The following is a 24038-nucleotide window of genomic DNA, read 5'->3' as shown; positions in this document are numbered from 1 at the left end:
ACTTTATCATGGGTAACTTGTAGAAATTTGCAAATAATACAACAGATGTCTATTTTTTATGGGCTTTTAGATTTGGTTAATTGGTTGGCCTCTTCTAAAAGCCTTTTTTTGTTTACTACTTTTTGGTTTTAGTTATAGCCGTTTACTTTTAGCCATTCCTGGCAATCTCTTGTCCAATATTTGCTGGTGTCGTTTACGCCTAAACCAAAACCGTGACCACCTTTTTCATATAAATGTAACTCCGCTGTAACTCCATTTTTTTTAAGTGCTAAATAATAATCAATACTATTTTCTGGTAAAACGACCGTATCATCTGTAGCATGAATTAAAAAAGCAGGAGGTGTTTTTGCGGTAACTTTCTTTTCGTTTGAAAATGAATCAATTAAATCTTGTGAAGGATTATTTGCCAGTAAATTAATCTGTGAACCTTTGTGTGTAATGTCATTTTGCATTGAAATTACAGGATAAATTAAAAGAGAAAAATCGGGACGGGCGCTTACTTTATAAGCAGATTCATAAACTTTATCATCATAATGAGTAGATAGAGTAGCTGCCAAATGTCCGCCCGCAGAAAAGCCTAAAATTCCAATTTTATTTGGATCAATATTCCATTTTGCAGCATTTTGTCTTACGTAGCGAATCGCTTCCTGTGCGTCTTGCAGCGGGCCTACATTTTTATTTTTCATTATTAAATCGCTCGGAAGTCGGTATTTCAATACAAAAGCCGGAATTCCTAAACTATTAAACCATTGCGCCACTTTTGTTCCTTCTTTATCAATAGCTAAATGCTGATATCCTCCGCCGGGAAGAATAATTACTGCGGGCTGATTTGGTTTTGTTACATTCGGAAAAAATGCCGTTAAAGTGGGAATTGAAACTAAACTGGTACTTTGAACTTTTCCGTCAGTTATGATTTCTTTTTCTTTATAATCGGGTGCTTTAATTTCATCCGGAATTTTATTCCAAAGCGGAATTACCTGATTTTGCGCCTTTATATTGAATAATACTCCTGTAAAAAGAATAAAACTAAATACAGTTTTTCTAAAATATTGTTTTTTTGAATTTTTCAATGTTAAATTTAATTAGTTGTTTTACAATTGTTTACTTATTTGATCAAGTTGATTTATAAATTTGGATTTGAATAAATGAAAGGTAATTAAAAACAATTTCATGAGTATTAAATCCCGGGACAATTTTACCCCTAAATACGGATAAATTTCACCTATTGGCTTTTAACAAATATATTGGTTAATGTGTAATTTTGAGTTCTTTTTTTTATGCAATGTCTTAAATTTGATACTGAAAATAATTTTATATATAATTTATTTGGAATATAAAGATTAAAAACTATATTTGTGCAATCGATTACATTATTGCAATCCTATAATTTTAATCTCTTGATCCTAATGTGTTTAAATTATGCATTTGTATACAGATCTTAAAATTAAATAATCTAACTATAATAACCACAATCATGAGTCAAACCGATGCTGTTACAGTAAATCAAACTATTAAATCTGCAGGAAAATATCGTTGGAGTATATGTGCGCTTTTGTTTTTTGCAACCACAATTAATTACCTTGACAGACAAGTTCTTTCGTTGACTTGGAAAGATTCTATTGCTCCAGAATTTCACTGGACAAATAGTGATTATGGAGATATAACTGCCTTGTTTTCGATATTTTATGCTGTTTCATTATTATTTGCTGGTCGCTTTGTAGATTGGTTAGATACAAAAAAAGGATTTCTATGGGCAATTGGAATTTGGTCTATAGGAGCTTGTCTTCATGCTTTTTGTGGTATTGCTACTTCTGGAATAATTACTGGAGATTGGTTCGTAGGCTTTCATGGGTCAAAAGAAATAATAAGCTCCGTTCAGGATACTGCCTTGGTAATTAATGTAAGTGTTACTTTGTTTATTTTTGCACGTTTTGTTCTGGCCGTTGGAGAAGCAGGAAACTTTCCTGCTGCTATTAAAACTACGGCAGAATATTTTCCTAAAAAAGACAGGGCTTTTGCAACAAGTATTTTTAATGCCGGCGCAACAGTTGGAGCTTTGGCGGCGCCAGTTACAATTCCTTTTATAGCTAAAGCTTTTGGTTGGGAAATGGCTTTTATTATCATTGGAGCTTTAGGATTTATCTGGATGGGATTCTGGATATTTATGTATGATAAACCAGAAAAGCATAAAAATGTATCTGCTGAGGAATTGGCTTATATTCAGCAAGATGATATTGCAGAAAGTAAATTAGAAGGTTTTGTTCCAGAAACTTCTTCAAAAGTATCTTTTAAAGAATGCTTTAAATATAAACAGACATGGGCTTTTGCATTTGGTAAATTTATGACTGATGGTGTTTGGTGGTTCTTTTTATTCTGGACTCCGGCTTATTTAAGTTCGGTTTACGGAATGGATTCAGCTCAGGCAGCTTGGCCATTGTTTGTTCTTTACGCTATTACATTGTTGTCAATTATTGGAGGGTGGTTGCCTACTTATTTTGTAGAAAAAAAAGGCATGAATCCTTATGAAGGGAGAATGAGAGCAATGCTTATTTTCGCCTTTTTCCCTTTATTAGCTTTAGCAGCTCAGCCTTTAGGATATATTAGTTATTGGGTACCAGTTATCATTATCGGAATTGCAGGTGCAGCGCATCAGTCTTGGTCAGCAAATATTTTTACTACAGTTGGAGATATGTTTCCAAAAAAAGCAATCGCAACAATTACAGGCATTGGAGGATTAGCTGGAGGAATTGGTTCGACACTAATAAACAAAGGCTCTGGAGTATTATTTGATTTTACACAAAGAAATTGGAGTACTGTAAATGGTCAGCCATTATTAGAAAAATATCCACAACTTCAAAATGCAGTAACAGAAAAGGCTTTTCTGTCTCAAAGAGGAGTAGGGAATTTAGAAGATTTTTTAAAGTCGCTTACAACTGCGGGTGAAAATGTGGTAAACGGAATAAATACAGGATATATGATTATTTTTTCAATCTGTGCTGTTTGTTATTTGGCAGGCTGGTTAGTAATGAAATCATTAGTTCCAAAGTATAGTCCAATTACAAATCTTTAATTTAGCTCTATTGAAATATTTTTCTATTTGAATTATGCTTTTTCAATATAAAAAATTAAATTTGTGCAATCGATTACATTAAAATAAAATTATGACAAAATATAGCTCAAGATACGCGTCAAGCCCAGAAGCAGTTAAAAAATACGACACACAGCAGTTAAGAGAAGAATTCTTAATCGATGGCTTAATGCAGGAAGATGAAGTTGTATTGGTTTATTCGCATTATGACAGATACATTGCAGGTTCTGCAGTTCCTGTAAAAGGTGATTTAACTTTGGAAACAATCGATCCGCTTAAAGCGCCGTACTTTTTAGAAAGAAGAGAAATAGGAATTATTAATGTTGGAGGAAGCGGTTCTGTAGTAGTCGAAGGAACATCTTATGAATTGGGTTTTAAAGATGCCTTATACATTGGAAGCGGTAATAAAGAAGTAATCTTTAAAAGTGCCGACAGTAAAAACCCAGCTAAATTTTATATCAACTCTGCACCGGCTCACACAACTTACCCAACGGTAAAAGTAAGTTTGGCAGAAGCAAATAAACTAGAATTGGGTACGATGGAAACGGCGAATCACCGTACGGTAAACCAAATGATTATTGGAAGCGTTGTAACAACCTGCCAATTGCAAATGGGAATGACAGAATTAAGACCGGGAAGTGTTTGGAACACTATGCCAGCACACGTTCACGATCGTAGAATGGAAGTTTATTTTTATTTAGATATTCCGGAAAATCAAGCTGTTTGTCACTTTATGGGGCAGCCGCAGGAAACAAGACATATTTGGATGAACAATCATCAGGCAGTAATTTCTCCGCCTTGGTCAATTCACTCAGGTTCAGGAACCAGCAATTATACTTTTATCTGGGGAATGGCGGGTGAAAACTTAGATTACGGAGATATGGATGTTTGTAAAATCACTGATTTAAGATAAAAAATGACAAACTTATTTGATATAAATGGAAAAGTTGCCCTTATTACAGGAAGTACACACGGACTGGGAATGGCAATGGCAAAAGGACTTGGAGAAGCCGGAGCAACAATTGTGGTAAACGGAAATTCATCTCAACAAAAAATTGACGATGCTGTAGCGGCACTTAAAAGTGAAGGAATCAATGCGGTTGGTTATAAATTTAATGTAACCGAAGAGCAGGAAGTAAAAGCTGCAGTTGCCAAAATTGAAAGCGAAGTTGGACCAATCGATATTTTAATTAACAACGCAGGAATTATTAAAAGAATTCCGCTTCTTGAAATGGAAGTTGCTGATTTTAGAGAAGTAATTGATATTGATTTAGTAAGTCCGTTTATTGTTTCTAAGCACGTTGCAAAAGGAATGATTGAAAGAAGACAAGGGAAAATCATCAACATTTGCTCAATGATGAGCGAATTGGGCCGTAATACAGTTTCGGCATATGCTGCTGCAAAAGGCGGTTTAAAAATGCTGACTAAAAACATGGCAACAGAATGGGCAAAATACAATGTTCAGATCAACGGAATCGGGCCGGGTTATTTTGCTACAGAACAAACAAAACCTATTAGAGTTGACGGGCATCCGTTTAACGATTTTATCATTAGCAGAACGCCTGCTGCAAAATGGGGAGATCCAGGTGATTTAGCCGGAGCAGCGATATTTTTATCCTCAAAAGCGAGTGATTTTGTAAACGGTCACATTTTATATGTTGACGGCGGAATCCTGGCTACAATAGGAAAACCTTCAAACGAAGAATAATTTTCAAAATATATTTTAAAAAGACATGAGCGCGAATCAGACATTCATACACGATAATTTTCTGTTAGAAAATAAATATGCTGAAGAGTTGTATCACAATTACTCTAAAAACCAGCCAATTATTGATTATCATAATCACCTAAATCCGCAGTTTATTGCCGAAGACAAGATTTTTGATAACATTACAAATGTATGGATTAATGGAGATCACTATAAATGGCGTGCAATGCGTACATTAGGGATTAACGAGCAGTTTGTAACAGGGAATGGTTCAGATAAAGATAAGTTCTTAAACTGGGCAAAAACAGTTCCGTATACGATGCGTAATCCTTTGTACCACTGGACACATTTAGAATTAGCGCGCTATTTTGATATTTATGATTTGCTGAATGAAAAAAATGCAGAGAAAATCTATATCGAAACAACTGAGAAAATAAATTCTCAGGCTTATAGCACACAAAACCTTCTTAAAAAAGTAAACGCTGAATTAGTTTGTACTACAGAAGATCCAATTGACAGTTTAGAGTTTCACCAAAAACTGGCAAAAAATCCAATTGGAACTAAAATGAGTACGGCTTTCAGACCTGATAAAGCCATCTTGATTTCAAACGATGGTTATAATGCATATCTGGACACATTAGGGGATGTGTCCGGAGTTGCAATTAATACTTATGCTGATTTACAAACTGCATTAAGAAACAGAATTGAATTTTTTAATGCAAACGGCTGTAAATTAAGCGACCACGGTTTAGATCAGATTTATTTTGAAGAATTTACAGAATCTGAAATAAATTCAATCTTCAAAAAGAAAAGAGAAAACAGAATTCTATCTTCAGAAGAAGCTTTAAAATTCCAAAGTGCCGTTTTATTATTTTTATCTGAAACCTATCATGAATTTGGATGGGTGCAGCAGTTTCACTTAGGTGCGTTGCGTAATAATAATGCACGTATGCACAGGATTTTAGGCCCGGATACAGGTTGGGATTCTATTGGAGATTATCCGCAGGCACAAAAATTATCAAGCTTTTTAAATGCTTTAGACAGTAAAGATAAATTGTCTAAAACTATTATTTATAACCTAAATCCGGCTGATAACGAAGTTATGGCAACGATGATTGGAAATTTTAACGACGGAAGCGTTCGTGGAAAAGTACAATTTGGTTCTGGATGGTGGTTTTTAGACCAAAAAGACGGAATGACAAAGCAGTTAAATGCGCTTTCAAATATGGGATTAATCAGCTGTTTTGTTGGAATGCTGACAGATTCAAGAAGTTTCTTATCATTCCCAAGACACGAATATTTCAGACGTATTTTATGTAATCTTCTCGGAGATGAAATCAAACGCGGAGAACTTCCAAACGATATGGAATGGATTGGAAAATTAGTTGCTGACATTTCATACAACAACGCAAAAGAATATTTCAAATTCTAATTAAAATTAACCGCAAAGTTCGCAATCCCGATAGCTATCGGGAGTGGCAAAAAAAATATAAAATCAATGAGTAGAGTAGTTGCATTTGGAGAAATCATGCTGCGTTTATCAACAGAAAGACATTTACGTTTTTCGCAATCTACAGCATTTGGTGCTACGTACGGAGGCGGAGAATTTAATGTGTGTGTTTCTTTGGCTAATTATGGTGTAAATGCCGAATTTGTTACAAGATTACCTGAAAATGAAATTGGTTCATCAGCATTGAAAGAAATGCGAAAAATGAATGTCGAAACCAAAAACATAGTTTACGGAGGAGATCGTTTAGGAATCTATTTTCTGGAGACAGGAGCCGGAACACGTGGCAGCAATGTTGTTTACGATCGTGCACACAGCGCCATGGCCACTATTGAAAAAGGTCAGGTAAACTGGGAAAAAGTTTTAGAAGGAGCAGAGTGGTTCCATTGGAGCGGAATTACACCAGCTATTTCTCAAACTGCAGCAGAAGCTTGTTTAGAAGCTATTAAAACGGCTAACAAATTGGGAATCAAAATTTCCTGCGATTTAAATTACAGATCAAAATTGTGGCAATACGGTAAAACGCCAAGCGAAGTTATGCCGGAAATGCTAAAATATTGCAATGTTATTTTAGGAGACATTGATACGGCTTATTTCATGTTAGGAATTCCAAAGGAAAATCCTAATTATCAGGATCAGGAATCACTTCCGGTTTTATACTCAAAGTTGTTTGAGTTAATTCCGAATTTAAAAATTGCAGCAACAACACTTCGTTATTCTGTAAGTGCATCACACCAAAGAATTGGGGGTATTTTATTTGATGGAAAAACAATTCATCAGGCAGCTGTAAAAGAAGTTACGCCAGTTGTAGACCGAGTAGGAAGCGGTGACGCTTTTATGGGCGGATTGATTTACGGATTGTTAGAATATCAAAATAATAACCAGAGAGCATTAGATTTTGCCGTGGCAGCTTGTTGTTTAAAACACACAATTGCCGGCGATTACAATTTGGTTACTTTAAAAGAAGTTGAAAATATGATTGATGGTGATGGTTCTGCATTAGTATCAAGATAATTAATTAAAGATATGGCAAAATATTCAAGAATAGAGGTTGCGCAGACAATGAAAGATAACGGAATGGTACCGCTGTTTTTTCATTCGGATATTGAATTAAGTAAAAAAGTTTTAAAAGCTTGTTATGACGGAGGTTCCAGATTAATGGAATTTACGAGCAGAGGTGACTTTGCACATGAAGTTTTTGGAGCTTTAAATAAATACGCTTTAGCAGAATTACCGGGAATGATCTTAGGTGTTGGATCTATTACAGATGCTGCTGCGGCTTCATTGTATATGAGTTTAGGAGCTAATTTTATTGTAACTCCGGTATTTAGAGAAGATATTGCAATTGCCTGTAACCGCAGAAAAGTATTATGGTCGCCAGGCTGCGGAACACTTACTGAAATTGCAAGAGCAGAAGAATTAGGCTGTGAAATTGTAAAATTATTTCCTGCTGACATTTACGGGCCAGAGTTTATCAAAGCCATAAAAGGTCCTTGCCCATGGACAAACATTATGCCTACAGGAGGAGTTTACCCAACAGTTGAAAGTTTGAGTTCATGGTTGAATGCAGGTGCAACGTGTGTTGGTTTAGGATCACAATTGATTTCAAAAGATATATTAGACAATAAAGATTTCGATGGTTTAACTACTAAGGTTAAACAGGTTCTTGACATTATAAAAGATATTAGAAAATAAATAAGGAGTAATCATGCCAATCCTTATTTATGCGTTTTTTTTAGATTTTAGAGATTGTAATTGAGCATTACGCTTGAAAAATAAATCTTGTCACTCCTCACAGCAAGATCTATTTTAATTACGAGTGTAATGTTTCATTTACAATGTATTAAAATGTCAATAAGGTATTAAGTGGTTATTTAAAACACTTTAAAGCAAAAATTAAAATGGAAAAAATTAACAGATCAAATTCAGAGTTTTCAAACAGACTTCCTATTAAAATAGTTCAATTTGGAGAAGGTAATTTCTTAAGAGCTTTTGTAGAATATGCTATTCAGAAATTAAACCAAAATGCTGATTTTAATGCCGGAATCGCTGTTGTTCAGCCTATTGATAAAGGGTTGGTGAATATGATCAATGCACAGGATGGTTTATACACTTTGTTTATGAAAGGTGTAAAAAAAGGCGAGGAAATTCAGGAAAAAGAATTGATTACTAATATTGTAAAAGCAGTTGATCCTTATGCTTCTTTTGATGAATATTTATCTTTAGCAAAAGAAGAAGAACTGGCTTTTATTATATCAAACACAACAGAAGCTGGTATCGAATACATTGCTTCAGACTTGCCTACAATGCAGCCTCCTGTATCTTTCCCTGCAAAATTAACCGTACTTTTGCATGAAAGATTTAAACATTTTAATGGTGCAGCTGATAAAGGATTAACAATCATTCCTTGTGAGTTAATCAATTATAATTCAGATACTTTAAAAGAAGTTATTTTAAAATATTGTACAGACTGGAAATTAGGTCAGGATTTTGTTTCCTGGCTTTTAAACAACTGTTCATTCCACAATACATTAGTTGACAGAATCGTTCCGGGATATCCAAAAGATCAAATCGAAGAATACAACAGTCAGTTAGATTACAAAGACGATTTGATTGTAAGTGCAGAAAGTTTCTTTTTATGGGTTATTGAAGGAGATGATGAATTGAAAGCAAAACTTCCGTTTGAAAAAACAGATCTTGATGTAAAAATTGTAGAAGATATGCAGTCTTACAGAACTCGTAAGGTGAGAATTTTAAATGGAGCGCACACTGCAATGGTGCCGTTTTCATTACTTTACGGAAACGAAACTGTAAAAGAAACTGTTGATAATGCTTTTACAGGAGAATTCATTAATAAAGCTGTTTTTGAAGAAATCAACGAAACTTTAAACATGGATAAACAAGAACTGGCAAGTTTCTCTGAAGAGATTTTAGACCGTTTCAGAAACCCGTTTATCAAGCATTTATTGTCATCAATTGCCTTAAATTCAATTTCGAAATTTAAAGTTCGTGTTTTACCAAGTTTAACAGGATATGTTGATATTCATAAAACACTTCCGGTTCATTTAACTTTTGCATTTGCGGCTTTAATTCGTTTCTACAAAGGAACCTGGAACGGACAAAGTTTGCCGGTAAATGATAGTGAAGATATCGTTTCGTTTTTTGATGGTTTATGGAAATCAGATGATTATGAAAAAATAGCGAGACTTACTTTGCAAAACAAAAGTTTTTGGGATGAAGATTTAACTGAAATTTCGGGCTTAATAAAAGCGATTACAATTGCCTTAGAAGAAATTGATGCAAATGGAATTGAAGCTGGTTTTGCCAAGTTTCAGGAAAGAATAAAATAAAAAAAAGCAAAAAAAAACAAAAAGCAAAAAGCAAAAAGAATAAGGATTATGGCAGCGCAGAAAAAATTGATAAAAGTTCACCCAACCGACAATGTTGCGGTTGCTTTGGTGAATCTTACAGCTGGCGAAGTAATTGATTTCGAAGGAGAATCAGTTACGGTTGAGACAGATGTAAAAATGAAACATAAGATTGCAATGGTTCCTTTTAATGTAGGGGACAGAATCATTATGTACGGAGTTTTAGTAGGGAAAGCTAGTGCAAGAATCGAAAGAGGAGGATTGCTTTCTACTGAAAATGTAAAACACGAAAGTGATAAAGTTACTGGTAAAACAGAAACGATTGGCTGGACTGCTCCAAACATTGACAAATGGAAAGACAGAACCTGGCAGGGTTATCACAGAGAAGACGGACAAGTTGGTACTGAAAACGTTTGGTTATTCTTTCCGTTAGTATTTTGTGAAAACAGAAATATCGAAATCTTAAAAGATATTTTTGAGAAAGAATTAATGAAACCTAAAGAAAACGATTATCAATTGTTATTGCGTTCTTTAGTAAAATCTGAAACTGGTGGTGCCGGAAATCAGGAAGCATCAAACGATGCTAACTTATTCAACAATATCGAAGTTAAATTCATTACGCATCAAGGCGGCTGCGGCGGAATTCGTCAGGATTCTCATAGTTTGGCTAAATTATTGGCAGGTTATGTAAACAATCCAAACGTTGCCGGAGCAACTGTTTTGAGTTTAGGATGTCAAAATCTTCAAATTCAGATTTTCAAAGATGCTCTTGATGCGATAAATCCAGACAGCAAAAAACCTGTTTTAATTTACGATCAACAAGCTATCGGAACAATTGAAACGATGTTGAGCAGTGTAGTAAAAGACACTTTTGAAGCGATTAAAAAAGCAAACGAAATAAAAAGAGAACCAGCTCCATTGTCTAAACTAAGAATTGGTTTAGAGTGCGGTGGATCTGACGGATTCTCTGGAATTTCTGCAAACCCAACTTTAGGTGTAACTTCAGATTTATTGGCTGCTTTAGGCGGAACTACCATTCTTTCTGAATTCCCTGAATTATGCGGAGTAGAACAGGAATTAGTAAACAGATGTGTGGAAGACGAAGGCGGAAAACGTTTCTTAGATTTAATGCAATGGTATGAAAAAACAGTTGTTGATGCTGGTTCAGGATTTGATATGAATCCTTCTCCGGGTAACATTAAAGACGGTCTAATTACCGATGCAATGAAATCTGCAGGAGCAGCTAAAAAAGGTGGAACTTCGCCTATTACAGGAGTTTTTGATTACGGGGAATATATCACTAAACCAGGTTTAACTTTGCTTTGTACGCCAGGAAACGACGTTGAATGTACAACAGCAATGGTTGGTTCTGGAGCAAACATGGTATTGTTTACAACAGGTTTAGGAACGCCAACTGGAAATCCAATTGCGCCGGTTGTTAAGATTTCTTCTAACACACAATTAGCAAACAAAATGTCGGATATTATCGATATTGATACCGGAGGAATCATCACAGGAGAAAAATCAATCGATGAAATGGCAGATGAAATGTTAGAGTTTATTATTGATGTTGCCAGCGGAACAATCAAAACAAAAGCAGCACTATTAAACCAAAACGACTTCATCCCTTGGAAAAGAGGAGTATCGCTTTAGTTTTTAGTTACAAAGGTACAGAGATACAAAGTGACAAAGGTTTATATGTAGAGACGCACAGCAGTGCGTCTTTTTTTTATTTTTTAACCATATAAGTTATATAAGTAAATTTAAGTTTGATTCTTAAAACATAGCAATAAAAAAGCAGCTCTTTATGGAGCTGCTTTTTTATTCTAAGTATACTCTAAAATGAACTTATATAACTTATATGGTTTAAAAAAAAACTAAAAGGTGCTTCTTGAAGATGATTTACGGATGTGTAATTCTGGTGCGAGGACTACCTTTTTTTCGATTTTGATGGTTTCTGTTTTGTCAACTTGTTCTAAGAAAACGCGTGCAGACATTTTTCCCATTTCAAGCGGTGACTGATCTACAGACGTTATAGATAATTCCATGAATTTTGTGAAAGGTTCGTTACTGAAACCAGCCACACAAAACTCTTTCGGAATACTGATATTTCGTTCTTTTAATTCCTGAATCGCACCTAAAGCAGCAAAATCACTTGAAGAAAATATAGCATCCGGCGGCGTTTCTAACTGCAAAAGCTTATCAACTGCTTCTTTTCCTGCTTCAACGGCACTTTTAGTATAAATCACATATTCTTCCTTAAAATCAATTCCGTGATCTAACAAAGCTTGTTTGTAGCCTAAAAACCTGTTTTTAAATATTTCCAGCGACTGATCTCCGGAGAAATGTGCAATTTTTCTACAACCTTCATTAATTAAATGCTTGGTCGTTAAATAACCGCCTCTAAAGTCGTTTATCGTTACAGAACTAACACCTTCAATATGTTTGCTTCTGTCAAAGAAAATCAGCGGAACGTTTTTTTGAAGTACGTACTGAAATGCAGCATCATTTTCGTCAGTTACATCAGTTACAGACATTAAAATTCCGTCAACCTGAGCATCAATTAAAGTATATAAATTTTCGTTTTCTCTCTTTTTGCTTTCATGCGTCTGGCAAATAATTACCTGATAACCATGAGGGTGCAGTTCTTCTTCAATTCCTCTAATTACAGAGGCAAAAAAGTTACTGTCTATACGCGGTACAATCACGCCAATATTGTTACTTCGGCCGCTTTTTAATGCTAAAGCAAGTTTGTTTTGCTTGTAGTTCATTGAGGCAGCGGTTTTAATAACCAACTCACGAGTGCTTTCTTTAATCTTCGGGTTGTTATTCAACGCTCTGGAAACAGTAGCTGCAGTGATATTTAATTTTTCGGCAATATCATAAATGGTTACTTTTTCGCTCATTAAAAAGGGTTTTTACAAGTTAAATTCTTAGACAAAAATACATTTTTTTTAGTTAACCTAATATTTAATGTTATCGATTACCATAATAGATTACTACAACGTTTTTTATTTTACAATGATAATAAATTACAATTATTTTTGCATTAAATGTAATTATAATTCTTAATAAAAATTAAAAATACAATAAATTTCTAAATAAATTTGGTTGGGTGGAACATATTTTCTACTTTCGTGTAATCGATTACATGATTATTTATGTTTTCTTAATGTTTACCTGAAACTCCACAAAAATGATTATAAACAGGATTATAGCGTATAAATCAATTGTTTTTGCCAGTATAATGGTTGTTTTGACCATATCCTGCGCTAAAAAAGTTACAGCTGTTTCTGAATCTGATCCGTGGAAAAACATGGAATTGACCATAAAAAGTCTTCCTGAAACAAAATTTCAGAATAAAACCTATAATATAAACGATTTTGGAGCTGTTGCAGATGGCAAAACTTTAAACACTTCAGCCTTCGAAAAAGCCATTAAAACCTGTGCAGAAAATGGCGGCGGAAAAGTGCTGGTTCCAAATGGAAAATACCTAACCGGAGCGATTCATTTAGAAAGCAATGTAAATCTGCATTTAGAAGATCATGCCGAAATTCTTTTCAGCTTAAATCCAAAAGATTATCCAATCGTTCATACTTCTTGGGAAGGAACAGAAGTAATGAACTATTCTCCGCTTATTTACGCTAAAAATAAAACCAATGTTGCTATTACAGGAAAAGGTACTTTAAACGGTCAGGCAGACAGTACCAACTGGTGGATTTGGTCTGGCGGAAAAGGATACGGCTGGAAAAAAGGAATTCCTTCTCAAAATGATCCGGCAAACCGTGAAGTTTTAGTTGATATGGCTGAGAAGAATATTCCAGTTTCAGAAAGAATTTTTGGAGAAGGAAGATATTTACGTCCCAACTTTATTGAGTTTTTTGAATGTAATACTGTTTTGGTAAAAGACATAACCGTTATCAATTCTCCGTTTTGGATTCTTCATCCTATAAAAACCAACAATATTATTATTGACGGTGTAACGATAAATAGCCACGGACCAAACAATGACGGCTGCGATCCTGAATATTCTCAAAATGTAATAATCAAAAACTGCACTTTTAATACGGGCGATGACTGCATTGCCATTAAAGCCGGACGTGACGCCGACGGACGTAGAGTAGCGATCCCGAGTAAAAACATCATTGTTCAAAACTGTAAAATGATTGACGGTCATGGCGGAGTGGTAATTGGGAGCGAGATTTCAGCCGGAGTAAATAATGTTTTTGTAGAGAATTGTGTAATGGACAGTCCCAACTTAGATCGTGCCATTCGCATTAAAACCAATTCAAAAAGAGGAGGCGTAATTGAAAATATTTTTGTTCGAAACCTCGAAGTAGGAACAGTAAAAGAATGCGTTTTGCTCGTAACCATGTTTTATAACGTTTATGGCTCGCAAACCGGAAATTTTATACCAACAGTACGAAATATAAATCTTGAAAATATTACAGTAGAAAACAGCGGAAAATTTGGGGTTTTGGCAGAAGGTTATCCAGAATCTCCGATAGAAAATATTACGCTGAAAAATGTAAAAATCGAAAAAGCTGACTCAGTTTATTCATTAAAAAACGTGAAGAATATCAATTTTATAAACACTTATATAAATGGAAAAAAAGTAAACAAATAAAAAACTAGTAACTATAACATTTAACCAAACCACGAAACCACTTATGAAAATTAAACAACCATTAAAGAAAAAAACAAAATACAATCTCGTATTTTTATTTTTCCTGAATTTCCTGCTGTGCAATACGATAAACGCACAGTCTACAACAATAGAAGGGAAAATTACAGATGCAACAGGATTATCGCTGCCAGGCGTTAATATCCAGGAAAAAGGAACTAAAAACGGAACTTCGACAGATTTTGAAGGAAGTTTTAAAATAAATGTAACCAATAGCAAAGCTGTTTTAATAATCAGCTATTTAGGTTTTCAAACACAGGAAGTAAGCGTAGCCGGAAAAACAACAATTAATGTAAGTCTTGCAGAGCAATCAAATTCATTAAATGAAGTTGTAGTTGTTGGGTACGGTTCTGTTAAGAAAACAGATCTTACAGGATCTGTAAGTACCATCAGTGCGGCAACGATTACGGAACGAAATACAACAAGTGCGCTTGAAGCCATTCAGGGAAGTACGCCCGGAGTTACGATTTCGTCAACTTCTGGACGTTCCGGCGACGGATTTAAAGTTGTTATTAGAGGAAATAACTCTTTAGTAGGATCGTCTCCATTATATGTTGTAGACGGAGTTCCGGTTGATAATATTGACTTTTTAAATCCGCAGGATATTGCCAGAATGGACGTTTTAAAAGATGCTTCATCAGCAGCAATTTACGGTTCAAGAGGAGCCAGCGGTGTTATTATTGTTACAACAAAAAGCGGTGCCAACGTAAAATCAGGAATCAATGTAACTTTTGATTCTTCTTACGGAACAAAAACAGCGGCGAGATTACCAAAAATGATGAGCGGAGAAGAATGGTGGAAATTTCACCAGGTTGCTTATATGAGCGCAACTCCGGCAACTCAGACTCCTGCACAGCTTGCAGCTTTGGCCGGAAATCAAAGTCCGTTATTGGTTTCAAGAGCCAACAACGGTTACAATTTTGACTGGGCAGATGCGGTTCTAAAAACCGGAATGACGCAAAACAATTACTTGAATGTTACAGGCCGTTCAGATTCTGGGTTGAGCTACAATTTAGGATTCGGAATTCAAAGCGATGAAGGACTTATCGATAATGACGGAACAGATAAATATTCTTTTAAATTAGGATTAAATCATAAAATAAACGACAAATTTACAACAGGTGCAAACGTTACAATTGCCCGTGTTGACACGCAATTAGGAAGTGATTTAGCGATGCAGGACGCTTTTAGACTTAGTCCATTAATGTCGCCGTGGGCAGTTGATGCCGATGGAAATGAAAAAGTTGGAACGTTATTTTTCCTTCCGGGAAAACTAACTTATCCTGATGGTTCCTGGGCAATTAATAAAACCAGCGCGGTAAATCCGTTAATGGAAATTGCTAATTCTTCGCAGACAGAAAAAACATGGCAGACTGTTGGAAATGTTTTCTTTCAATATCAGGCTTTAAAATGGCTTTCGTTTAAAACCACTTTTTCTGCCGGAATAGAAAATACTGTTACAAGTGCCGCGTATGGTGCACAGTCAAATGCCGGAGTTACTTTAAACGGAAAAAATTCGGCCTCAATAAAAAACTTCAACAACTTCAATTACACTTGGGACAATCAAGTTGATTTGAAACATACTTTTGCCGAAGTTCACGATTTCAGCGTTTTATTATTGCAGAGTTTGTACTCAAATGTTGATGAAACTTCTTATTTGTATTCTAATAATCAGCCTTTTGATACAGGATCAAACAATATGGGATCTGGAGTTCAAACCAGTTATAATATCAGTTCAGGATATCAAAAAAATACATTAAGCTCTTACGCCGTTCGTTTAAACTATACGTTTAAAGATAAATATTTATTGACGGCTTCTTCAAGATGGGACGGTTCCTCTGTTTTATCAGAAGGCAATAAATGGCAGAGTTTCCCTTCTGTAGCTTTAGGATGGAAAATCAGCAAAGAATCTTTTCTGGCAAACAGTAATGTAATTTCAGACTTAAAACTTCGTGCGAGTTTAGGTTATACAGGAAACGACAACGTAGCGCCTTACACTTCTCAGGCTTTATTAAATCAGCAGACTTTTTATGCAAACGGAGCCAATGTAGTTTCGGGCTGGCAGTCAGAAAATCTGGCAAATCAGGATTTAACTTGGGAAAAAACACGAGAACTAAACTTTGGTCTTGATTTCGGTTTCTTAAAAAACAGAATTTCAGGAAGTGTAGATATTTACGATAGATTATCAGATAAATTAATCTACAAACAGCAATTGCCTGCAGAAAGCGGTTGGAAAAATACTTTTGCAAACGTTGGTTCTGTAAGCAATAAAGGTGTCGAGGTTTTATTAACCACAAAGAATATCAAAAGCGAAAATGTAAATTGGGAAACCACTTTCACCTTCACTAAAAACGTAAACAAATTAGAGTCAATTTACAATCAGGACAAAGTTAGTGATATTGGAAATAAATTAATTCTTGGCTCAGAACTAAACCCAAATTACAACTACGTTTACGATGGTGTTTGGCAGGAAAGCGAAGCAGCACGTGCAGCATCTTACGGACAAGCTCCGGGGCAGGCAAGACCGAAAGATTTAAATGGCGACGGAAAATTTAATCAGGATGACAGAACAGTAATTGGAAACGCAAATCCGGATTGGCAGGGAAGTTTATATTCTAAATTGACTGTTGGTAATTTTGATTTCAATTTTTCAGTTTTGACAAGTCAGGGACAAACCGTTCTGAGTACATTTCACCAAAACTTTGCCGATGTAAGTGACAGAGGACGTCAAAAACTGGCAATGGATTATTTTATTCCAACAAACGGTACAGGTATCGAAGCCAATGCAAATAACACAAACCCAAGACCAGGTCCGGTTGCAACGGGTGCGGGAGCTTACTGGACTTCTTTATTTGGGTACTACAGAGATGTTTCTTATGTAAAAATCAAAAATATATCTTTAGGTTATACACTAAATTCAGAATTATTGAAAAGACTTAAAATCAGTAATTTGAGAATTTATGTAAATGTTTTAGATCCATTTGTATTTACAGATTTTGATGGATATGATCCAGAATGGGCCGCTTCTCCTTTTGGGGTAAACCGTCCGGCATCTGTAACAACGCAATTGGGATTAAGTGTTAAATTTTAATAAAGATATCAAATGAAAAAAATAATAATAATATTAGGAATTGCTGTCATGGCTTTAAATTCATGCAGCAATTATATAGAAGAAGAAAGTCTTTCGAATGTTCCTGCCGATGCTACTTATAAAACCGCAGCAGGATATCAATTATTGATCAATACAAATTATGCATGGCTTAAAAGTATTTACGGAGGAAATCCGTGGTTATTTGAAGCAGGAACCGATATGTATGCTGAAGGAAGAACGCCGGAACCAGCAGGTTTAAGCCAGTATGCACTTTTAATACCTTCTTCAGACAACGTTGCAGATTTGTATACACCTTGTTACCAATTAATTCAATCTGTAAACAAAGCGGTTTATTATTCAGCAATAACAGAACAAACAGCTAATTTGAACACTTTAGTAGGCGAAGCTAAATTTTTAAGAGCGCAGGCTTATTTCTTGTTAGTTCAGACTTACGGCGGCGTTCCAATTGTAAATGAAAACATTACAACGCCTGTTTTGTCTTTCCATAGAAATACGGCTGAAGAAGTTTACACGCAGATTATTTCAGATTTAGATGCAGCTTTAGCAAGTGTTGGAACAAATTCGTACAGCACAACCGGAAAAGTAAACAAAAGAGCCGTAAATGATTTATTGGCAAAAGTGTATTTAACGAGAGGATATGAAACGTTTGGCAAAGCCGATGATTTTGCAAAAGCAGCAGCTTACGCCGATGCAGCAATTGGCGGACAAACTTTAGCACTTGCTTTTGATCAGTTATTTAAACCTGGAAACGACTTAAATGCCGAAACTATTTTCTCTGTTCAATACGATAAAGCTTCAACAAGTACAGACCCAACAAAATTGGGTAACAATCAGTTTTACTATTTCAGTTCGTATTTAGGCGGAGCAGAAACGGGCGCGCCATTAAGAAGTTATAATTTATGTCCAACAGATTATGCTTTAGGTCTTTATGAAAAAGGAGACAAAAGATGGGAAGGCACTTTTATGACAGAAATTTTGGAAGGCCCGGAAACTACAAACGGCGTTACAAAAAACGTGTTGTATTATCCATATTACAGAAGTACAAATCCGGCTTCATTAAAAGTGAGACATTTTTATGAGCCAAAATGGTTTACACCTGCAGACAGAACAGCTTGGGAAACAGCAAATGCAGCTAGAAAATCGGCAACGTTTGTTTATCATCCTTGGGGGGAATATTCTGCGGCGCATACTTTAATTAAAAACTTAGATTGTTATACAATTCCGGTTAAGAAATTTGATGATCCGGATCCTACAACGCCTTCAAGTACAGGGCCTGTAAGCACAAGAGATATTATTGTTTCAAGATTGGGAGAAACGTATTTAATCGCTGCCGAAGCGTATCTAAAAGCAGGAAACCCGGGAACAGGTTTAGACCGTTTAAACGAAGTGAGAAGAAGAGCCGGAGTTGCAAATGCTACAGCGGCAGAATTCAATATCGATTATATTTTAGATGAAAGAGGAAGAGAATTGTTAGGAGAATATAAGCGTTGGTTTGACTTAAAACGTACGGGAACATTGGTTGCGAGAGCATCGGCTCATAATTATAAAATTAAGGCCGCTAATTTTGTTGGTGTTGGCGGACAGCTTAAAATTTTAAGACCAATTCCGCAAGTGGCATTGGATTTAAACCAAAATAAAGATTTTCCTCAGAATCCTGGTTATTAGTAATTTGTTAGTTTTTTGAGACTATTGTTTTTTTGAAGAAGTTAAGAAGGAGTTCGACCCAAGTGTCGGACTCCTTTCTGACTAAAAAGTAAAAAGGATTGTAATGCGAAAAATAATATTGATTTTATTCTTGCTTTCCTGCGCGATAAATGCGCAGCAGACTTACCCTGTCGACACGTCGTACACGGTAAAAAGCACGTATGCTAAATTGATAAAAAAGTATCCGTCAATTACAATTCCGGTTTTAGAAAAGCATAAGAATCTGATTCAAATTAAGGATATAATTTATTTTAAAAAGAACGAAAGAGTTTTGCATTTTGATGCTTTTGTATATAACACAAAAAAGCAAAATCCTGCCGTTATTATAATTCATGGCGGAGGCTGGAGATCTGGAGATAAAGCTCAGATGAACGTTTTGGCAGAAGAAATCGCTTCTTACGGTTATTCCTGTTTTACGATAGAATACAGATTATCACTCGAAGCAAAATATCCGTACGGAGTTTATGATGTGAAAAATGCGATTAAATTTATAAAAGATAATGCAAAGAAATTCAAAGTAGACCCAAACAAAATTGCGGTTTTAGGCTGTTCTTCGGGCGGGCAGATGGCAGCTTTGATTGGTACAACAAATGAAAATCCAACTTTTGAAGATGCTTCAAATCAAAGTAAATCAACTTCAAAAGTAAATGCAATTATTGATATAGACGGCGTTTTGGCATTCAGGCATCCGGAATCTTCAGAAGGAGAAATGGCATCGTTTTGGCTTGGAGGTTCTTATGATGAAAAACCGGAGAATTGGAAAAATGCTTCGGCTTTAAGCCATACCGACAAAAACACGCCGCCAACATTGTTTATAAACAGCAGTATTGACAGGTTTCATGCCGGGAGAGATGATATGATAAAGATTTTAAATCAGTATAAAATTTATAATGAAGTTCAAACACTAGAAAACTCACCGCATTCTTTTTGGTTTTTTGAGCCTTGGTTTTATAAAACAGCCGATTTTACAGTCCAATTTCTAAATAAGATATTCAAATAATTTACCATAAAATGAAAACAAAAATTACAGCCGCAGCTTTATTCTTAATTGGTTTTACATCAGTTAATGCTCAAAAATATGATATTAAAACGGCTAAAACGTATGCTGAAATTTCAGCAAAAACAGACGGACACTGGGAGGGACGCAAATACATTGGCGGAACTACTTTTAAAAACGTCGACAGATTAAAATTGGCACCAGAACATACAGATCATTCTTTTGATATTCGTTACGAAGGCCCGGGCTGGGAAAATAACCGAATTGGTTACCGTTTGTACTTAGACTGGAGAAATGCAATTGATATTTTTGGAAAGAAAACATCGGCTATAATTTTGCCAAAAGTCGGGCAGGATAATTTTGATTCGTATCATGAAATGAGTGATTGGGGAGCCGATATTTTAAAAGCCGGAAAAGCAATAGGAATTGGTTCTATCGATCGTTATTTAAACAATGAAAAACTTCATTTTCGTGAAGTAGATTCTACAATTGCTACGGTTGAAAATAAAAACAACGAATCTGGCGTAAAAGTGAATTATTACGGATGGAAAACAGCATCTGATAAAATTGATTTTACTTCTACTTTAACCATAAAACCAGATCAGTTATATACAAAACATACGATTCAGGCATCAAAAGAAATTAAAGGAATCTGTACCGGAATTGTAAAACAAAAGAATACGGAATTGCTTAAAAAAGAAAGCAAAAACAAAAAATGGGCTTATATAGCAACATATGGTACACAGTCTTTGGTTCCAGATAAATTAGGACTGGGTATTTTTTATGAAGTAAACACAATCGAAAACATCGCTGATACGGATTTAGATTATTTATTGGTTTTTAAACCAACAACAAAAGCAAATTCTTTTTATCTTTTAGGTGCCTGGGAACAAGAACAAAACGGTATTAAATCGCAGGAAGATTTCGTTAAATATTTAGACGCACAATTAGAGGTTTTGAATAAAAAAGGGAAGATGTAGATTGTTTTTATGTGTTTATCTAAAAAGGTTTACACCGTATTTTGTCATTCCGAGGAACGAGGAATCTCCGCGAGAAACTCTACAAAGATTGGCGAATTTGCAGAAGGAGCTTCTTATGGAGATTCCTCGTTCCTCGGAATGACAAAACTGTGTGCAAGGGTAAGAATCAAATTTTAAACATATAGAATAATCCATTTAATCTGTGAAATCTGTGGCAAAAAAAAATATATAAAAATGAAGTATAAAAAAACAGCCGTACTATTATTTCTGCTTCTCCATGTTTTTGCAATTGCACAAAACAATCCTGAAGATGTGCTCCCAGATAATTTAAAATGGTCTGAGAGAACTGCACTTTCTATTTTGGACAAATATCCTGAAGCATGGAAACTAGACGGAAATGACAGCCCGAAATGGGATTACAAAATGGGTTTTGTATTGTCTGGTTTTGAGAGATTATATCAGGAAAAAAAGGATAAAAAATACCTCGACTATATCAAAAACTATGTTGACGGTATGATTGACAGTGATGGAAATCTTAAAAAATACGAAACAAAAGAATACAACATTGATTGTTTGAATCCGGGGAAACTGCTGTTCAATTTATATGATGTAACAAAGGATTCGCGCTATTTTGAAATTATTGGAAAATTGAGAAATCAGTTAGAAAATCAGCCAAGAACGGCGAGCGGTGGATTTTGGCACAAACAGATTTATCCGAATCAAATGTGGATTGACGGCTTGTATATGGCTGAACCTTTTTATGCTCAATTTACTATGAAATATGAAAAAGGAAGAAGCTTAGATGATATTGCAAAACAATTTGAATTAGTTCACGATCATATGATCGATAAAAAAAGCGGACTGGTTTATCAGGCTTGGGACGAAAGTAAAGAAATTGCCTGGGCTGACAAACAAACCGGAACTTCGCCAACGGTTTGGGGACGCGGAATTGGCTGGTATGTGACAGCATTGGTAGAAACGCTGGATTATTTTCCAAAATCTCATCCAAAATATAAAGTTCTAGTTCAGTATTTAAATGAAATTGCAGCGGCTGTTGATCAATACAAAAGTGATACAGGATTATGGTACCAAGTGGCAGATAAAACGCAGTTATATGCCAATTATACAGAACCATCTGGTTCAGGAATGATTATTTATGCTTTTGCAAAAGGAGCACGCAAAGGATATCTGTCTTCGAGTTATAAAAAAACAGCAAAGAAATCATTTGACAGTTTTGTAAAAGAGTTTGTTAAGGTTGATAAAAAAGGAGAAGTAAATATTTTGAATGTGTCGGCAAATGTAGGTTTAGGAGGAAAACCTTTTAGGGACGGCACTAATGATTATTATCTTATTGCCAAAACAAAAGAGAATGGGGCAATAGGCTTAGGAGCATTTTTACTGGCTTCAATTGAATTAGAAAAATAATAGAATTAAAATATATTTTGAAATGAAAAATACTAGGAAACAAAGTTTTATGTCGGTTTTATTAGTTTGTGCTATCGCTTTAACAGGCTGTAAAGCAATTTCGCAAGAACCTGCAAAAAAAGAAATTGTGATTTCTAAAGACATGAAATGGTCAGATAAAATGGCTTTAACCTTAATGAAACGTCATCCGGAAAGTTATATGCTTGACGATTCTAAAAAACCAAAATGGGATTATGTTCATGCCTTAGTTTTACATTCGATAGAAGAATTGTACAAGAAAAATCCAGATCCGCGTTACAAAGCTTATGTAAGAGGTTATGTTGATGAATTGGTACAAGAAGACGGAAGTATTAAAACCTATGAATTTGATAAATACAACATTGACTTAGTTGTTCCAGGACGTTTGCTTTTTGATATTTATGCAGAATCAAAACAGGATAAATACTTAAAAGCAATGCAATTAGTTCGCAAGCAATTAGCAGAACAGCCACGTACGGCAAGCGGTGGTTTCTGGCACAAACAAATTTATCCAAACCAAATGTGGTTAGACGGTTTATATATGGGAGAACCTTTCTACGCACAATACACAGCAACATTTGAAAACGGAAAAAGTTTTGATGATATCGCAAAACAATTTGAGTTGATTCAGCTTCATGCAACCGATCCAAAAACAGGATTATTGTATCACGGCTGGGACGAAAGCAAAGCAATGCCTTGGGCAAATAAAGAAACAGGAAATTCACCAAACTTTTGGTCCAGAGCTTTAGGCTGGTACGTAATGGCATTGGTTGATGTTCTGGATTATATGCCAAAAGACCATCCAAAAAGAGCAGAATTAATTAAATATTTAAACAATGCTTCTGCGGCTTTGGCTAAATATCAGGATAAATCTGGATTGTGGTATCAGGTTACAGATAAAGGCGGAGAAAAAGGAAATTATTTAGAAGCTTCGGGATCTGCAATGTTTACTTATGCTTTCGCAAAAGGGGCAAACAAAGGATATTTACCGGCAAAGTATAAAAAATTAGCAAACAAAGCTTTCGATGGATTGACTAAAATCTTAATCAAAAAAGTTGACGAAGACGGCGGAATTACTTTAACAAACTGTTGTCAGGTTGCAGGTTTAGGCGGAACTCCATATCGTGATGGTTCTTATGAATATTACGTAAACGAAAAGAAAAAAGATAACGATCCTAAAGCGACAGGGCCTTTTATTTTGGCTGCTTTGGAGCTGAATAGATAGGAATTAATTGTTAATTGTTAATTGTGAATTATGAGTGAAGGCTCGCTTTGTCTTGCTGAGCGAAGTCGAAGCATCGCAAAGTAATTCCTCAAAGAAACTCCAATTGCAAATCACGATAGAAACCCGACAGGTTTTTAAAACCTGTCGGGTTTAAAACACATAGTTTGTCATTTCGAGGAACGAGAAATCGCACTCGGAATTCGACAAAGATTGACGACAATA

General features: G+C 35.2%; 17 protein-coding genes. 15 read left to right on the top strand and 2 right to left on the bottom strand.

The features are described 5' to 3' along the window. Positions 1-128: 128 nt before the first annotated feature. A complete protein-coding gene (locus J2Y38_RS17265) occupies positions 129-1070 on the bottom strand; it encodes an alpha/beta hydrolase (RefSeq protein ID WP_309844943.1) in 942 nt (313 codons plus the stop codon). 404 nt (positions 1071-1474) lie between these two features. Here J2Y38_RS17265 and J2Y38_RS17260 point away from each other — a divergent pair, with 404 nt between their 5' ends. From J2Y38_RS17260 to J2Y38_RS17225, 8 genes are all read left to right on the top strand, one after another. After that, positions 1475-3070 carry an MFS transporter gene (locus tag J2Y38_RS17260; RefSeq protein WP_309844940.1) on the top strand — a complete coding sequence of 532 codons (1596 nt, stop codon included), beginning with the start codon at positions 1475-1477 and terminating at the stop codon, positions 3068-3070. 91 nt (positions 3071-3161) lie between these two features. Next, positions 3162-4001 carry a 5-dehydro-4-deoxy-D-glucuronate isomerase gene (kduI, locus tag J2Y38_RS17255; protein WP_309844938.1) on the top strand — a complete coding sequence of 280 codons (840 nt, stop codon included), beginning with the start codon at positions 3162-3164 and terminating at the stop codon, positions 3999-4001. 3 nt (positions 4002-4004) lie between these two features. After that, positions 4005-4796: a gluconate 5-dehydrogenase gene (locus tag J2Y38_RS17250; protein WP_309844935.1), complete on the top strand. Its 792-nt coding sequence runs from the start codon at positions 4005-4007 to the stop codon at positions 4794-4796. A 25-nt stretch (positions 4797-4821) separates the two neighbouring features. Then, positions 4822-6228, top strand: a complete 1407-nt coding sequence (uxaC, locus tag J2Y38_RS17245) for a glucuronate isomerase (protein WP_309844933.1) — start codon at positions 4822-4824, stop codon at positions 6226-6228. Positions 6229-6294: 66 nt separating this feature from the next. Then, positions 6295-7317: a sugar kinase gene (locus J2Y38_RS17240; RefSeq protein ID WP_309844930.1), complete on the top strand. Its 1023-nt coding sequence runs from the start codon at positions 6295-6297 to the stop codon at positions 7315-7317. A 12-nt stretch (positions 7318-7329) separates the two neighbouring features. Then, complete coding sequence (locus tag J2Y38_RS17235; RefSeq protein WP_309844928.1) at positions 7330-7998, top strand: bifunctional 4-hydroxy-2-oxoglutarate aldolase/2-dehydro-3-deoxy-phosphogluconate aldolase; 669 nt, start codon at positions 7330-7332, stop codon at positions 7996-7998. A 206-nt stretch (positions 7999-8204) separates the two neighbouring features. After that, positions 8205-9653: a tagaturonate reductase gene (locus J2Y38_RS17230; protein ID WP_309844926.1), complete on the top strand. Its 1449-nt coding sequence runs from the start codon at positions 8205-8207 to the stop codon at positions 9651-9653. Between the two features lie 48 nt (positions 9654-9701). Next, positions 9702-11324 carry an altronate dehydratase family protein gene (locus J2Y38_RS17225; protein ID WP_309844924.1) on the top strand — a complete coding sequence of 541 codons (1623 nt, stop codon included), beginning with the start codon at positions 9702-9704 and terminating at the stop codon, positions 11322-11324. Between the two features lie 224 nt (positions 11325-11548). Here the strand turns inward: J2Y38_RS17225 and J2Y38_RS17220 are convergent, their stop codons facing one another. Further along, on the bottom strand, positions 11549-12577 hold the full coding sequence (locus J2Y38_RS17220; protein ID WP_309844920.1) for a LacI family DNA-binding transcriptional regulator: 1029 nt from the start codon (positions 12575-12577) through the stop codon (positions 11549-11551). 290 nt (positions 12578-12867) lie between these two features. Here J2Y38_RS17220 and J2Y38_RS17215 point away from each other — a divergent pair, with 290 nt between their 5' ends. The 7 genes from J2Y38_RS17215 (at position 12868) to J2Y38_RS17185 (ending at position 23816) form a co-directional block, all read left to right on the top strand. Further along, complete coding sequence (locus tag J2Y38_RS17215; protein WP_309844918.1) at positions 12868-14298, top strand: glycoside hydrolase family 28 protein; 1431 nt, start codon at positions 12868-12870, stop codon at positions 14296-14298. A gap of 43 nt (positions 14299-14341) precedes the next feature. Then, positions 14342-17446: a TonB-dependent receptor gene (locus J2Y38_RS17210; protein ID WP_309844915.1), complete on the top strand. Its 3105-nt coding sequence runs from the start codon at positions 14342-14344 to the stop codon at positions 17444-17446. A 12-nt stretch (positions 17447-17458) separates the two neighbouring features. After that, positions 17459-19132 carry a RagB/SusD family nutrient uptake outer membrane protein gene (locus J2Y38_RS17205; protein ID WP_309844912.1) on the top strand — a complete coding sequence of 558 codons (1674 nt, stop codon included), beginning with the start codon at positions 17459-17461 and terminating at the stop codon, positions 19130-19132. Positions 19133-19235: 103 nt separating this feature from the next. Then, the gene (locus tag J2Y38_RS17200) at positions 19236-20171 is read left to right on the top strand and encodes an alpha/beta hydrolase (RefSeq protein ID WP_309844908.1); all 936 of its coding nucleotides are present in this window, start codon (positions 19236-19238) and stop codon (positions 20169-20171) included. Positions 20172-20182: 11 nt separating this feature from the next. Next, positions 20183-21148, top strand: coding sequence for a DUF4861 family protein (locus J2Y38_RS17195; protein WP_309844905.1), 966 nt, complete (start codon positions 20183-20185; stop codon positions 21146-21148). A gap of 234 nt (positions 21149-21382) precedes the next feature. Further along, positions 21383-22573 (top strand): glycoside hydrolase family 88 protein, encoded by a 1191-nt coding sequence (locus J2Y38_RS17190; RefSeq protein ID WP_309844903.1) that lies wholly within the window; start codon positions 21383-21385, stop codon positions 22571-22573. A gap of 22 nt (positions 22574-22595) precedes the next feature. After that, positions 22596-23816 (top strand): glycoside hydrolase family 88 protein, encoded by a 1221-nt coding sequence (locus tag J2Y38_RS17185; RefSeq protein ID WP_309844901.1) that lies wholly within the window; start codon positions 22596-22598, stop codon positions 23814-23816. Positions 23817-24038: the final 222 nt, after the last annotated feature.

Source organism: Flavobacterium sp. 2755 (assembly GCF_031455715.1).
GTDB lineage: Bacteria > Bacteroidota > Bacteroidia > Flavobacteriales > Flavobacteriaceae > Flavobacterium.
This window is presented reverse-complemented; position numbering and strand designations above follow the sequence as displayed.

What these genes read in the sequence shown, in the direction of transcription:
- J2Y38_RS17220 (WP_309844920.1), bottom strand. Translation starts at nt 12,577, where the DNA reads ATGAGCGAAAAAGTAACCATTTATGATATTGCCGAAAAATTAAATATC.
- J2Y38_RS17210 (WP_309844915.1), top strand. Translation starts at nt 14,342, where the DNA reads ATGAAAATTAAACAACCATTAAAGAAAAAAACAAAATACAATCTCGTA.
- kduI (WP_309844938.1), top strand. Translation starts at nt 3,162, where the DNA reads ATGACAAAATATAGCTCAAGATACGCGTCAAGCCCAGAAGCAGTTAAA.
- J2Y38_RS17205 (WP_309844912.1), top strand. Translation starts at nt 17,459, where the DNA reads ATGAAAAAAATAATAATAATATTAGGAATTGCTGTCATGGCTTTAAAT.
- J2Y38_RS17190 (WP_309844903.1), top strand. Translation starts at nt 21,383, where the DNA reads ATGAAGTATAAAAAAACAGCCGTACTATTATTTCTGCTTCTCCATGTT.
- J2Y38_RS17250 (WP_309844935.1), top strand. Translation starts at nt 4,005, where the DNA reads ATGACAAACTTATTTGATATAAATGGAAAAGTTGCCCTTATTACAGGA.
- J2Y38_RS17200 (WP_309844908.1), top strand. Translation starts at nt 19,236, where the DNA reads ATGCGAAAAATAATATTGATTTTATTCTTGCTTTCCTGCGCGATAAAT.
- J2Y38_RS17225 (WP_309844924.1), top strand. Translation starts at nt 9,702, where the DNA reads ATGGCAGCGCAGAAAAAATTGATAAAAGTTCACCCAACCGACAATGTT.
- J2Y38_RS17260 (WP_309844940.1), top strand. Translation starts at nt 1,475, where the DNA reads ATGAGTCAAACCGATGCTGTTACAGTAAATCAAACTATTAAATCTGCA.
- J2Y38_RS17185 (WP_309844901.1), top strand. Translation starts at nt 22,596, where the DNA reads ATGAAAAATACTAGGAAACAAAGTTTTATGTCGGTTTTATTAGTTTGT.
- J2Y38_RS17235 (WP_309844928.1), top strand. Translation starts at nt 7,330, where the DNA reads ATGGCAAAATATTCAAGAATAGAGGTTGCGCAGACAATGAAAGATAAC.
- J2Y38_RS17230 (WP_309844926.1), top strand. Translation starts at nt 8,205, where the DNA reads ATGGAAAAAATTAACAGATCAAATTCAGAGTTTTCAAACAGACTTCCT.
- uxaC (WP_309844933.1), top strand. Translation starts at nt 4,822, where the DNA reads ATGAGCGCGAATCAGACATTCATACACGATAATTTTCTGTTAGAAAAT.
- J2Y38_RS17240 (WP_309844930.1), top strand. Translation starts at nt 6,295, where the DNA reads ATGAGTAGAGTAGTTGCATTTGGAGAAATCATGCTGCGTTTATCAACA.
- J2Y38_RS17215 (WP_309844918.1), top strand. Translation starts at nt 12,868, where the DNA reads ATGATTATAAACAGGATTATAGCGTATAAATCAATTGTTTTTGCCAGT.
- J2Y38_RS17195 (WP_309844905.1), top strand. Translation starts at nt 20,183, where the DNA reads ATGAAAACAAAAATTACAGCCGCAGCTTTATTCTTAATTGGTTTTACA.